The 12294-nt window shown below is 67.7% G+C and carries 16 protein-coding genes; 9 read left to right on the forward strand and 7 right to left on the reverse strand.

The features are described 5' to 3' along the window. Positions 1-77: 77 nt before the first annotated feature. Positions 78-557, reverse strand: coding sequence for a hypothetical protein (locus tag EJK15_RS62365; RefSeq protein WP_138719766.1), 480 nt, complete (start codon positions 555-557; stop codon positions 78-80). A gap of 365 nt (positions 558-922) precedes the next feature. On the opposite strand from EJK15_RS62365, the gene EJK15_RS62370 reads away from it, so the two are divergent. From EJK15_RS62370 to EJK15_RS62375, 3 genes are read left to right on the forward strand one after another with little or no spacing between them, the layout of a single operon-like run. After that, the gene (locus EJK15_RS62370) at positions 923-1465 is read left to right on the forward strand and encodes a winged helix-turn-helix domain-containing protein (RefSeq protein WP_138719767.1); all 543 of its coding nucleotides are present in this window, start codon (positions 923-925) and stop codon (positions 1463-1465) included. Between the two features lie 47 nt (positions 1466-1512). Next, the gene (locus tag EJK15_RS75740; RefSeq protein WP_240777974.1) at positions 1513-1749 is read left to right on the forward strand and encodes a hypothetical protein; all 237 of its coding nucleotides are present in this window, start codon (positions 1513-1515) and stop codon (positions 1747-1749) included. After that, positions 1710-1997, forward strand: coding sequence for a transposase (locus EJK15_RS62375; protein ID WP_240777975.1), 288 nt, complete (start codon positions 1710-1712; stop codon positions 1995-1997). The genes EJK15_RS75740 and EJK15_RS62375 overlap by 40 nt, the downstream gene beginning before the upstream one ends. 14 nt (positions 1998-2011) lie before the next feature. Here the strand turns inward: EJK15_RS62375 and EJK15_RS62380 are convergent, their stop codons facing one another. Both EJK15_RS62380 and EJK15_RS62385 read right to left on the reverse strand, forming a co-directional pair. Then, the gene (locus EJK15_RS62380; RefSeq protein WP_138719769.1) at positions 2012-2740 is read right to left on the reverse strand and encodes a GntR family transcriptional regulator; all 729 of its coding nucleotides are present in this window, start codon (positions 2738-2740) and stop codon (positions 2012-2014) included. Positions 2741-2744: 4 nt separating this feature from the next. After that, positions 2745-3296 carry a GntR family transcriptional regulator gene (locus EJK15_RS62385; protein ID WP_138719770.1) on the reverse strand — a complete coding sequence of 184 codons (552 nt, stop codon included), beginning with the start codon at positions 3294-3296 and terminating at the stop codon, positions 2745-2747. 285 nt (positions 3297-3581) lie between these two features. Between EJK15_RS62385 and EJK15_RS62390 the strand changes: the two genes are divergently transcribed. The 6 genes from EJK15_RS62390 (at position 3582) to EJK15_RS72130 (ending at position 8179) form a co-directional block, all read left to right on the forward strand. Then, the gene (locus tag EJK15_RS62390) at positions 3582-3911 is read left to right on the forward strand and encodes a hypothetical protein (protein ID WP_138719771.1); all 330 of its coding nucleotides are present in this window, start codon (positions 3582-3584) and stop codon (positions 3909-3911) included. 225 nt (positions 3912-4136) lie between these two features. Further along, entirely contained in the window at positions 4137-4370 is a 234-nt protein-coding gene (locus tag EJK15_RS62395) for a hypothetical protein (RefSeq protein ID WP_138719772.1), read from the forward strand. Between the two features lie 151 nt (positions 4371-4521). After that, positions 4522-5622: an L-threonine 3-dehydrogenase gene (gene tdh / locus EJK15_RS62400; RefSeq protein ID WP_206062019.1), complete on the forward strand. Its 1101-nt coding sequence runs from the start codon at positions 4522-4524 to the stop codon at positions 5620-5622. Then, positions 5622-6791, forward strand: a complete 1170-nt coding sequence (locus EJK15_RS62405; RefSeq protein ID WP_138719773.1) for a glycine C-acetyltransferase — start codon at positions 5622-5624, stop codon at positions 6789-6791. The genes tdh and EJK15_RS62405 overlap by 1 nt, the downstream gene beginning before the upstream one ends. Before the next feature lie 13 nt (positions 6792-6804). After that, positions 6805-7707 (forward strand): LysR family transcriptional regulator, encoded by a 903-nt coding sequence (locus EJK15_RS62410; RefSeq protein WP_138719774.1) that lies wholly within the window; start codon positions 6805-6807, stop codon positions 7705-7707. Between the two features lie 31 nt (positions 7708-7738). Next, on the forward strand, positions 7739-8179 hold the full coding sequence (locus tag EJK15_RS72130) for a hypothetical protein (RefSeq protein ID WP_171075285.1): 441 nt from the start codon (positions 7739-7741) through the stop codon (positions 8177-8179). On the opposite strand, the gene EJK15_RS62420 is transcribed toward EJK15_RS72130, so the two are convergent. From EJK15_RS62420 to lhgO, 4 genes are read right to left on the reverse strand one after another with little or no spacing between them, the layout of a single operon-like run. Continuing rightward, positions 8124-8804: a response regulator transcription factor gene (locus EJK15_RS62420; RefSeq protein WP_138719776.1), complete on the reverse strand. Its 681-nt coding sequence runs from the start codon at positions 8802-8804 to the stop codon at positions 8124-8126. The two genes, EJK15_RS72130 and EJK15_RS62420, sit on opposite strands and share 56 nt — an antisense overlap. Positions 8805-8845: 41 nt before the next feature. Further along, the gene (locus EJK15_RS62425) at positions 8846-10258 is read right to left on the reverse strand and encodes a sensor histidine kinase (protein ID WP_138719777.1); all 1413 of its coding nucleotides are present in this window, start codon (positions 10256-10258) and stop codon (positions 8846-8848) included. After that, positions 10258-10950, reverse strand: coding sequence for a response regulator transcription factor (locus EJK15_RS62430; RefSeq protein WP_240777976.1), 693 nt, complete (start codon positions 10948-10950; stop codon positions 10258-10260). Before EJK15_RS62430 ends, EJK15_RS62425 begins: the two co-directional genes overlap by 1 nt. 17 nt (positions 10951-10967) lie before the next feature. Beyond that, positions 10968-12182 carry an L-2-hydroxyglutarate oxidase gene (gene lhgO / locus EJK15_RS62435; protein WP_240777977.1) on the reverse strand — a complete coding sequence of 405 codons (1215 nt, stop codon included), beginning with the start codon at positions 12180-12182 and terminating at the stop codon, positions 10968-10970. Positions 12183-12294: the final 112 nt, after the last annotated feature.

Here is a 12294-nt window from a genome sequence, read left to right on the forward strand (position 1 = left end):
CTTGTACTCGTCACACAGGCATGATCACGAGCGGCTGCTCTCTTTGTGCCCGCTTCCCATCACAAGATCGCAACGGCCTATCGCGCATCCGTGCTGGTCACACTGCGAATGGTGACTGCCGTACTAGGCGCTGCATCCGCCGGTGCACCTTCTGCCACTGCAAGTACCGCTGGGCCATCTTCCACCAGCCGGACTCGCTTGAGGTCGTAGCTCTTGGGCACGGTGGCGATGACGCTGCGCTGAATGCCGTCCTTGGTCCTCTGCGCCGGCACTGTCAGCTCGAACACATCCAAGTCGGCTACATCGTAACGCCGACCTTCCGCAGCGGTGTCCTTGATGAAGGTGTCTTGTGCTTCCTTCAGCGCAACGGGAAGCGACTTCCGTTGGCTCTGGGCGGCGCGTACCTGGTCGCGCGTAGTGTCGATTGAATCGCTAGTCCAAGTTACGTCGATCGGCGTTCGACCCTCTCGCGCCTTGGGCTGCGCTGCTGCGGGCGCCGCCAGCCACTGGATCGATAACAGGATCGCTACGAGAACTCCCAACAGCCTGTTACGCATTGTACCCTTTCAGTGCATCGCGAGATGTGCCGCAGGCAAGGCGACTTGACCGGTGGACTTGTCTGCGGCCTTACATCTTCGGGAAGCTACCGCGCATGAAGACTTCCTTCAAGATCTTGACAATATGTCAAATATCAGCTTCTTGATGCGCGCGCCTGCGATGCATTCGCCCAAGTTGAACTGCTCGGAGCGATTCAATGGCATCGCCCGCAGGCCATGACCAGCGCAATCATGAATAACCGTGCGATGGCGCGGCGCATGCAGCGACTAGCGAGCAGAATCGAATTGAAATCCAAGGTACACAAGATGAATTCGTAGAGTCAGAGAGTCGTGACTGTGTGCGGTCTCTGGTGTATGCCGGGGATATGAGGCACGCGCAGAGGGGCGGGTACACTGCCGCCGAGCGGGAGCGACGTGAGCGGTTACGGCTCAAGACGGCTGAGCGGTTCGAGGACGGGGAGTCGACCCGGGACATCGCGCGGGACTTACGGGTCAGTGAGCGGTCGGTCGGCCGCTGGCGCGCGGCCTGGCAGCAGGGCGGCCTGGAGGCGCTGCGGTCGAAGGGGCCTGTCTCGCGGGAGAAGCTGAGCGCCGCCCAGTGGACGCGGCTGGAAGCCGAACTGGCCCGTGGACCGGTGGCGCACGGGTTCGCCGACGACCAGCGCTGGACGCTCGCCCGGATCAAGACGCTGATCGGCAGGCTCTTCTACCTCGGGTACACCATCGAAGGGGTCGGCAAGTTGCTGCACCGCCACGGCTGGTCGGTACAGGTACCGGTGCAACGCGCGCTGGAGCGCGATGAAGAGGCGATCATCGCATGGAAAGAGCAGGTGTGGCCGGAGGTAAAACCACCGCGGCGGACCTGGGCGCCTACATCTGCTTCGAGGACGAGGCAGGTCAGGGGCTGAGGCCGCCTAAAGGACGAACCTGGGCACCGCGCGGCACCCGTCCGCGGGTGACCGTCCGAGGTAAACGCGTCGGCCGGGTCAACATGGCCGGCGTGCTCTGCTTCCGGCCCGGCCAGCGCCCGCATCTGTTCTACAAGCTGCTCGTCTACCACGGACGCAAAGACGAGCCGAAGAGCTTCACCTGGAGCGACTACCGCGACCTGATCGTCTCCACCCACCTGCGGCTCGGCGCTCCGCTCGTGTGGTGCTGGGACAATCTGAACATCACCTGGCCGCGGAGCTGACCGAGTTCGCCGAGGCCAACGCCGACTGGCTGCGCCTCTACCAGTTCCCAACCTACGCCCCGGAGCTGAACCCGGCCGAAGGCATCTGGACTCTGCTCCGGCGGGCCATGGCCAACTTCGTCGCCGACCTGCACGGACTCGTCCGGATCATCAAACGCAAACTCAAGAAGATCCAATACCGGCCACACCTGCTCGACGGCTGTCTCGCCCAGACCGGCCTGACGATCGAAGACCCCTTGATCGCATGACCGACCCTACGAATTCAGCCTGTGTAGTGGTCGGCCGCCTGGTGATACGAAAGCTCGTAGAGATGTCCGCCTTTGATGAGGATCGAAACTTCGACTGGTCGTTGAGAGTCGCTATAGACCACCCGAAATTGCCTGAAGACCGGTACATCGGCCGGCAGGTCCAGGCCCTCCACTTCGGTAGCGGTGGGTTGTCGCACAGAAATGCGATCCTCGAAATGCCGCTCCGGAAAGCCAAGGTCCGCGAGTACCCGTGGTGCACCACCGTGGATCTTCTTGCGGCTGGTCAGGGGACTCCTGGCGGCGATGTCGAGCGGATAGTACGACCACGATAGCTCTACGGGCTCGCCATTATGCAGCAATAGACGCTGGCGCATGATGACATCGTCGTCATCAGATATTGCGAGTGCCGCAGCAACATCGTTCGGTGGCTTCACTTCACCCACATTGAGCAGTTCATAACTGTATCCGCGTGGGCCCGGCGTCTTGTAAGTGGTGGCCTCGACGACGAATTGTCGCCTTTCTCGTACGAACACCCCCTTTCCGGCATGGCCGCGAATGAAGCCTTCATCCTTCAGGGATTGAAGGGCTCGTTGGATCGTCGCGTTGGCCGCCTCGAACCGCGCGACCAAATGGGGTGTCGAAGGAAGCTGCTCGCCCGGCCTCAGCGCGCCGGACATGATTTCGGCTCGCAGCTCCGCGGCGATCTGCTGATGACGAGGACGTGGGTCCGGGCGCCTTGCCAAGGTGTCAGGTCTCCTCGTTAATGATCATCTTGTAGCGCAGTTCGCGTCCGTCGGCGACCATCGTCATAACGGTGGCCTCGATCGGCGTTCCAGTGTCCGTGCGCAACACTCTGGTGAGGACCATGACCCAGTCCTCCGGTTGGATATCGAGCGCATCTTGTTCAGGCTTGGTCGAGGGGCGGGCCGTTACCCGTTCCTCTGCACTGTGGGGTCGATAACCGAGTTCGGCCAGCATGGTGAGTGCCCCGCCGGGAATCTTGCGAGCTTCGGCCAATCGCGTGTTGCGAGCGATCTCCCTTGGATAGTAGGAGTCGGCCAGCTCCGTCGGCCGCCCGTCGAGGAGCACCAGCCTGCGTCGGACGACCGCGGTTTCTTCGGGGCCAAGGCCGAGCATGTCAGCCACCTCGCGCGGCGGACGTGCCTCTTCCACGCCGCGTAGTTGATTCGTGCCGACATGACCGTGGGCAGCGGCCTCCTCCGTCCAGGCGTCGGGTTCGCCGAGACGGCGCGGCCTTACGTAAGGGGTGGAAACGCTGGCCCAGCCTGTGTCTGGCATGAGGTCCTCCATCGAGATGAAAGGGGCCATTGGCACGCCACCGTACCGGTTCGTAGGTGGCGCCTCGATCAAAGGGTACTCAGGTCGTTCCATTCGAAGCCTTGCTGCCTTTCGGGAATAGCATTAAGGTTGCGGAGTGAGTCGTTGGGGCTATGCCATAGGGATGGACGCGTGGCCAAACGTATGCGTGGTGCCCGGACGATCCAGACGGACGTCCACCTGCACGCGGGTATGGCGGGCTTTCTGCCGGATGCCCTCGCGTACGGGCTATGGAACGGAGGAGCGATGACCAGCATCGAAGTACACGGCCCTGTGCAGGCGGCGGGCCAGAACGTGCGCCAGGTCGTCGCACAGGCGGCCGTCCTGCAGGACTGGGCGGGCCGCCAGCTCTCGACGCTGCGCAACACTTACCCGGCTTGGCAGATCGAGCACGAGAAGGATGCGTCCGGTGAGGTTTGGTGGACGGCCAGGCTTCTTCCGACGTTCACCGTCGATATGGCGGCGGCCGGGGTCCTGCAGACCGTCCGGCAGCCGGACGCCATCGCACTGGCGGCCACGCTGGCCTGGCAGACCGCTCTGTTGCACAACGCGCGGTCCCGCACCGGGCCGCTGTGAGCACTCCGGACCCGCCGCGCGGTGTCTCAGACCCGGAGCGGGCCCGGACCCAAGCCCCAGGCGCAACGCCGCGCATGGGAAGCCGGCCTCACAGCCCAAGGGCCCCGAGTGAGAGAGGAGATCCCATGTTGACCATACCTGCCCGATCCGACGGCGCGCCGAGGCCGGCACCTCGTGAGCAGGCGTAGCGGTGTCCCACATCCCCGATGTCGCCGCGTCACGAAAGTGATCATCATGTACCGCTGGGGGCCGTATATTCCCCGATGCCTGCGCCCGCGCGTGTGCAAGACGTCCTGTTGCGGCGAGTTCGAGCTGGCCTCCGAGGGCGGTCAGTACCTCGTCCTGCGCCCGACCGGCGATGGCGGATACGAGGAGACCGCCAGGGGCCTGTACGCCCGCGCCGCACAGGCGTACGCCGACCTCGCCTTCCGGCACCGATGCGGCAGGCGGGCGTCGTGATCGGCGCGGATGGTGCGCGGCCCGATGACTCCGACGCGCCGGTTGTCCACGGCGTGAAGCGTAGCTGTGGGGGCACTTAAGAACTCCTCGATGGACATGAGCCGGGGCGTGCGGGCACAGTGCGTTAGGTTCGTCCTAGGGGGAGTGAGCCATGAAAGCGCTGGTCAAAGAGAGGGCCGAGCCCGGTCTGTCGCTGGTCGACGTGCCGGAGCCCGCAGTGGGGCCGGGTGAGGTGAAGATCCGGGTGCTGCGGACCGGCATCTGCGGCACCGACCTGCATATCCGGAAATTTGATGACTGGGCGCGGCACACTCTGAAGCTTCCCCTCATCGTCGGGCACGAGTTCTCCGGCCACGTGGTCGAGGTGGCGCCCGGCGTCGAGGACGTCTCCGTCGGTGACCTCGTCAGCGGAGAGGGCCACATCGTCTGCGGCAAGTGCCGCAACTGCATGGCGGGGCGCAGGCACCTGTGCCGCAACACCATCGGGCTCGGGGTCAACAGGGACGGCGCGTTCGCCGAGTACGTCACCCTGCCCGCCTCGAACGTCTGGGTGCACCGCGTTCCCGTCCACCCCGACGTGGCGGCCATCTTCGACCCGTTCGGCAACGCCGTGCACACCGCACTGTCGTTCCCCCTGGTCGGCGAGGACGTGCTGATCACCGGGGCAGGGCCGATCGGGCTGATGGCGGCGGCCGTGGCCACCCACGTGGGCGCGCGCAACGTGATGATCACCGACGTCAGCGACGAGCGGCTGGATCTGGCCGGCAAGCTCGGCGTCTCGCTCGCGCTGAACGTCTCCAGGTCCTCCCTCGAGGAGGGCATGCGGCACCTGCACATGCGCGAGGGCTTCGACGTGGGGCTGGAGATGTCCGGCAACCCGTCGGCCATGCGCGACATGATCGCCCACATGACGCACGGCGGGAAGATCGCCATGCTCGGGCTGCCCGCCGAGGAGTTCGCCGTCGACTGGGCCACCATCGTGACGTCGATGATCACGATCAAGGGGGTCTACGGCCGCGAGATGTTCGAGACCTGGTACAACATGTCCGTCCTGCTGGAGAAGGGTCTCGACCTCACCCCGGTGATCACCGACCGGTTCTCGTACCGCGACTTCGACGCCGCCTTCGACACGGCCGCCAGCGGCCGTACTGGCAAGGTCATCCTGGATTGGAGCGGAGGAGCTCGGCCGGAGAGAGCGAGGAACGAGCCAACGGAGGCCGAAGCGGCCGCGACCATGGACAGGAGCGCTTGATGTTCACGAATGTGCGCGAGCAGCTGCGTACGACGCTCAACGAGATCACCGAGGCCGGGCTGCACAAGCCCGAACGCGTGATCATCACTCCGCAGAGCTCCCAGGTGAGCGTGGCCGGCCGCGAGGTGCTGAACTTCTGCGCCAACAACTACCTGGGCCTGGCCGACAACCCCACGGTGATCGAGGCGGCCAAGGAGGCGCTGGACCGGTGGGGGTTCGGCATGGCCTCCGTACGGTTCATCTGCGGCACCCAGGAGGTGCACAAGGAGCTCGAAGCGCGCCTGTCGGACTTCCTCGGCATGGAGGACACCGTCCTCTACAGCTCGTGCTTCGACGCGAACGGCGGGATCTTCGAGACGCTGCTCGACGCCCAGGACGCGGTGATCTCGGATGCGCTCAACCATGCGAGCATCATCGACGGCATCAGGCTCTCCAAGGCCCAGCGGTTCCGGTACGCCAACCGCGACATGGCCGAGCTCGAAGCCAGGCTGAAGGAGGCGTCGGAGGCGCGGCGGCGGCTGATCGTGACCGACGGCGTGTTCTCCATGGACGGATATGTCGCGCCGTTGCGGGAGATCTGCGACCTGGCCGAGCGGTACGACGCCATGGTCATGGTCGACGACTCGCACGCCGTCGGCTTCGTCGGCCCGACCGGCCGCGGCACGCCCGAGCTGCACGGCGTCACCGACCGGATCGACATCATCACCGGCACGCTGGGCAAGGCGCTCGGCGGGGCCAGCGGCGGCTACGTCTCTGCCCGCAAGGAGATCTGCGAGCTGCTGCGCCAGCGGTCGCGGCCGTACCTGTTCTCCAACTCGCTCGCCCCCGTCATCGCCTCCGCGTCGCTGCGCATCCTCGACCTGCTGGAGACCTCGAACGAGGCCCGCGAGCGGCTGCGCTCGAACACCGCCCGCTTCCGCAGTGAGATGACCAAGGCGGGATTCGACATCCTGCCCGGCGACCACCCGATCGTGCCCGTGATGATCGGCGACGCCTCGGAAGCGGCGGCCATGGCCGAGCGCCTGCTCGGCCTGGGCATCTACGTGATCGGCTTTTCCTACCCGGTCGTGCCGCACGGTCAGGCCAGGATCCGCGTCCAGCTCTCGGCCGCCCACTCGGAGGAGGACGTCGACCGCGCCGTGCAGGCGTTCATCCAGGCCAGAAGCTGAGTATTTTTATCGCGTGATAGATACGCGGCGGCTGCGCACGCTGCGCGCGGTGGCCGACCACGGCACGGTCACCGCCGCGGCGGCCGCGCTGCACCTCACCCCTTCCGCCGTGTCCCAGCAGCTCGTCGCGCTGGAGCACGAGGTGGGCCATCGCCTGTTCACGCGTGACGGGCGCGGCGTGCACCTCACCGCCGTCGGCAAGATCATGCTGGGCCACGCCAACGAGGTCCTCGCCCAGCTCGAACGCGCCGAGGCCGAGGTGGCCGCCTACACGACGGGCGAGGCCGGCGAGGTCACCGTAGCCTGCTTCGCCACCGCGATCAGCGCCGTGCTCTCCCCCGCGATCATCGCGCTCCGCGACACCGCCCCCGGCGTCCAGGTACGCGTGCTCGACGCCGAGGGCGACCACAGCCTGGCCATGCTGCTGGACTCCGAGGCCGACCTGGCCATCGCGGTGGAATACCGCGGCGCTCCCGACGCCTCCGACCGCCGCCTGTCGCGCCTGCCGCTGTACGCCGAGCCGTTCGACCTGGTGCTTCCCCGTGACCATCCCCTGGCCGGGTCGGCGACGCTGGTGTCGCTCGCGTCCGAGTCCTGGATCGGCCCCTACCCGGGCAACCCGGTGCACGACGTGATCACGTTCGCGTGCCAGCAGGCCGGCTTCACGCCGAACGTCACGCACTGCTCCGACGACTTCCGCGCCGTGGTCGCCCTGGTCGGCGCGGGGACGGGGGTGGCGCTCGTGCCGCGGCTGGCCCTGCGGGACATGGTGCTGCCCGGGGTCGTCGTACGTCACACGCCCGGGCCCGAACGCCGCGTCTTCGCCGCCGTACGCCGGGGCGCCGACTCCCATCCCCTCCTGCACCCGCTCCTGGCGGCCCTCCGTACGATCGCCGCCTCTCTGGGCACGGGGTGAAACACCCCGCCTTATCCGGACATCTCCTCAGGTGTGTTCGCCCACTGGAAGGACCGCCACATGGGGCCGCAGCCTGTTCGGCCTGCTCGGCGTGCCGGCGCAGGCCGAGCTCGGGTTCCTGGCGCAGCTCACCCAGCAGGCCGCGCCCGTCGGGATCGTGCTGGTGGTGCGGTGCGCGAGCGGCTCGCTGGCGCTGGCCGGGCTGGCCGCGGCGGCGTTCTCCGTCGGGGCGGGCATGGGCCGGCCCGTGCAGGGCGGGTCATGGACCGGCGCGGCCCACGGCCCCGGCAGCCCGGCCGCGGCCCTCGCCGACGTCCCTAATCGCCGTCTCGACCTGAGCCCTCTGTACGGCCGTCGCGGAGGTAGTGGAGGACGAGCGGGTAGCGGCCAGTGCTGGCCGGATGCGCCTGCAGTCCTCAGCCCGCGGGCGGTTCCCTCAGCACATAACCGACGCTCCGCAACGTGTGAATGAGCCGCGGCTCCACATCGTCCACCTTGCGCCTGAGATAGGAGACGTACGACTCCACGACGCCCGCGTCACCGCCGAAGTCGTAGTTCCACACGTGGTCGAGGATCTGCGCCTTCGACAGCACGCGCCCGGCGTTGACCATGAAGTAGTGCAGCAGCTTGAACTCGGTCGGCGACAGGCGTACCTGACGACCGCTCCGCCACACCTCGCGGGCGTCCTCGTCCAGCTCCAGGTCGGCCACCTTCAGCTTGCTCGCGGGCCCGCCCTCCGCTCGGGTGCGCCGCAGCACCGCCCGGATTCTGGCCTGCACCTCCTCCAGGCTGAACGGCTTGGTCACGTAGTCGTCGCCCACGCGCAGCCCCGCGATCTTGTCCTCGGTGGCGTCGCGGGCGGTGAGGAACAGCACGGGCGCGTCGATCCTCTTGGCCACCTCCAACCCGTCGAGGTCGGGCAGCATCAGGTCGAGCACCACCAGGTCGGGCGAGGCCCGCTCGGCCACCTCCACGGCCTCCTGCCCGTCGGCGGCGGTCAGCACCTCGAAACCGGAAAAGCGCAGGCTGGCGGAGAGCAGGTCTCTGATGCTGGGCTCGTCGTCCACCACCATGATCAGCGCTTCGGGCTTCGTCATTTACTAAGCGTGACTCAACCACCTGAGGGTTTGCTGAAGGGTCACTCCAAGGCAAGTGGGAGTTCGACGCGGAACGTGGAGCCGCCCTCCCATGAGCTGTCCACGGTCACCGAGCCGCCGTGGGCGCGCACGAGCGCCTGCACGATGGCCAGGCCGAGACCGCTGCCCCGGTCCTCGTCCGTGCGGCGGCGGGACCTGGCGGAGTCGGCGCGGTAGAAGCGTTCGAAGACGTGCTCGACCTGCTCGGGGGTGAGACCGGGGCCGTTGTCGACCACCTCGAGGAAGACGTTGTCCACGCCCGCCCCGGCCCGCACGATGATCGGCGAGCCGGCCTCGGTGTGCACGATCGCGTTGGTGACGAGGTTGCTGATGACCTGGCGCAGGCGTACCTCGTCGCCGGAGACGATCAGGGCCGCGCCGCCGACCACGTCCAGCTTGACCACCCGGTCGGGGGCGAGGATCCGGGCATCCTGTACGGCGTCCGCGGCCAGCGCCAGCATGTCGACCGGCCGCATCTGCAGCGGCCGCTGCTGGTCCACCCTGGCCAGCAGCAGCAGGTCGTCCACCAGCAGGCTCATCCGGCCCGCGGCCTTCTCCACGCGCTGCATCAGCTCGGCGGGGTCGGCGCCGGGGTTCTGCCTGGCGTACTCGGCGAAGCCGCGGATCGAGGTCAGCGGGGTGCGCAGCTCGTGCGAGGCGTCGCCGACGAACTGGCGCATCCGGTCCTCGGAGCGGCGGGCCGCCGCCTCGGACGCCGACCTGGCGGTGAACGCGGCCTCGATCTGGGCCAGCATGCCGTTCAGCGACCTGGCCAGGCGGCCCACCTCGGTACGGGGGTCGCCGTCCGGCACCCGCCGGCCGAGCTCGCCGCCCGCGATGGCCTCGGCCGTGCGCTCGATCTGGCCGAGCGGCCGCATGCTGCGCCGCACGATCGTGACGCCCACGACGGCCAGGATGAGCAGGATGCCGCCGCCGCCCAGCAGCTCGATGAGCACCAGCCGCCGGGTGATCGCGTCGACCTCCTCCAGGTCCACCGCGACCACGACCGCGCGCCGCTGAACCATGGTCTCCAGAACCCGCCACTCGCCGCCCCCTTTGAGCGCGGGCGCGGTGTAGGGCTCGGCTTCCGGCGAAGGCGACAGGACCGGCTTGGACTTCAGGTCCACGTCGCGGTCGGACAGCATGGGCACGAACTCGTCACCGGGCTCCTTGACCAGGACGATCGCGTCGGACTCGATGAGGATGGGCCGGTCGGAGGTCTGCCTGTCCCTCTTCCAGTCGTTCACGACCTTGTTGTGCATGCGCACGCTGAGCAGGTGGAGCTGGCCGTCCACCCGGTCGAGGAGGTAGCCGTGCAGCACCGAGACGCTCACCAGGCCGATGAAGGTCATGCCGAATCCCAGCAGCGCCAGCATCGACGCGATCAGCTTGATCCTCAGCGGCAGGCCGCTCATCAGGGGCTCGGCGGCAGGCGGAGTACGTATCCCACACCGCGCAGGGTGTGAATGAGCCGCGGGCTGCGGTTGTCGATCTTCCGGCGCAGCACGGACACGTACGACTCGACGATGCCCACCTCGCCCCTGAAGTCGTAGTCCCACACGTGGTCGAGGATCTGCGGCTTGGAGAGGACCCGCCCGGCGTTCGTCATGAAGTAGCGCAGCAGCTTGAACTCGGTCGGGGACAGCGCCACCGCGTTGCCCCCGCGCCACACCTCGTGGCTCTCCTCGTCCAGCTCGATGTCGGCGAACGTCAGCCGCGGCGGCGCCGCCTGCGCCTCCCCGCTGGTACGGCGGAGCACCGCGTGGATCCTGGCGACCACCTCCTCCAGGCTGAACGGCTTGGTCACGTAGTCGTCGCCGCCGATCGTGAGCCCGCGGATCTTGTCCTCGGTCTCGTCACGGGCGGTCAGGAACACCACCGGCGTGTGCAGTCCGCCGCCGCGCAGCCGCCTGACGATCTCGAAACCGTCCAGGTCGGGCAGCATGACGTCGAGCACGACGAGGTCAGGGCGGTGTCGTTGCACGGCGGCGACGGCGTCGAGGCCGCTCTTCGCCGTGGTCACCTCGAATCCCGCGAACCTCAGGCTCGCGGCGAGGAGTTCGAGGATGTTCGGATCGTCCTCGACTATCAGCAGGCGTGATTCCATCACATCCAAGGATGCACTCATCGGACAGGTGCTGGGACAATTCCGGCAATGTGCCGGGCAATGGCGAGGCTGGACGTGGCGGCGGGAGAGGGCGCGTTGCGTACCAGGACCACGTTGCCGTGCACGTCCACCACGAAGTCGTCGACCAGGCGGCCGTCCCTGGCCACGGCCTGGGCGCGGACGCCGCCGGGGGTGCGTACGAGGTCAGGGGCGGTGAGCTCGGGCACGTAACGCTGCGCCGCCCGGAGGAAAGCGCCTTTGACGAGAGAGCCATGAACCTCTTTGAGCCCGGTACGCCAGTGATGCCGGGCCATCCGCAAAGTGCCCGGCCAACCCAGAATTTGCCAGAAATTCCTGATATTTCGCCATCTGTAGCCTTCGTAGGCCAGGGCGAGCACCGCGTTCGGCCCCACGAGCACCCCACCGTCGGTCTGCCGGGTGAGATGGACCCCTAGGAACGGGTACCGCGGATCGGGCACCGGATAAATCAGCCCGCGAACGAGCTCCTTCGCCCCGCCCCTCAACGCGTAGAACTCTCCCCGGAACGGGACGATCCTCACCTCCCCCGGATGCCCCGCCATCCTCGCCACCGCGTCCGTCCCCAGCCCGCCGCACACCACCAGGCGATCGAAGGTGAACCGCCGCCGGCCCGCCAGCACTTGCACGCCTCCCGGGCGCTCCCTGATCGCGCGTACCGGCTGCGAGAGGCGTACCGACCCGCCCAGCTCCGCCAGATCCAGCGCGAGCCGGCGCGCGACGGCGCCGAAGTCGCAGATCGCGGTGTGCGGCGAGTGGATCGCGCCGACGCCGACCGCGTGCGGCTCGATCTCGCGCAGGGCCAGCGCGTCCAGCTCGGCGATGCCCGGCACCCCATTGGCGCGCGCCCGCTCGGCCAGCGCGCTCAACCGCGGCCGCTCGGCGGCGCTGCTCGCCACGACCAGCTTGCCGACCTCGTCGTACGGCAGCGCGTGGGCCACGCAGTAGTCCTTGAGCAGCGCCACGCCCTCCCGGCACAGCCTGGCCTTGAGCGAGCCCGGCGGGTAGTAGATGCCCGCGTGCACGACGCCGCTGTTGTGCCCGGTCTGGTGGGCGGCGACGCGGCCCTCCTTCTCCAGCACGGTCACTTCGGCGCCTCTGGTGGCGGCGAGCTCGCGCGCCACCGCCAGCCCGACGATGCCCCCGCCCACGACGCCGATCTTCTCTGTCCCGACGAGCCTGCCCTTTTCCGTCACACGATGATTTTCCGGCCAACCAGCCGTCCCCCGCTATATCCGGGCGAATCGATCACCGAACGGATAGCTCATGAGCACGCCTCCTTCGGTCGTGTGCCCAGCCTCACCCGCC

Origin of the sequence: Nonomuraea basaltis, assembly GCF_005893125.1 — a bacterium.
In the GTDB taxonomy this organism is placed as follows: domain Bacteria; phylum Actinomycetota; class Actinomycetes; order Streptosporangiales; family Streptosporangiaceae; genus Nonomuraea; species Nonomuraea basaltis.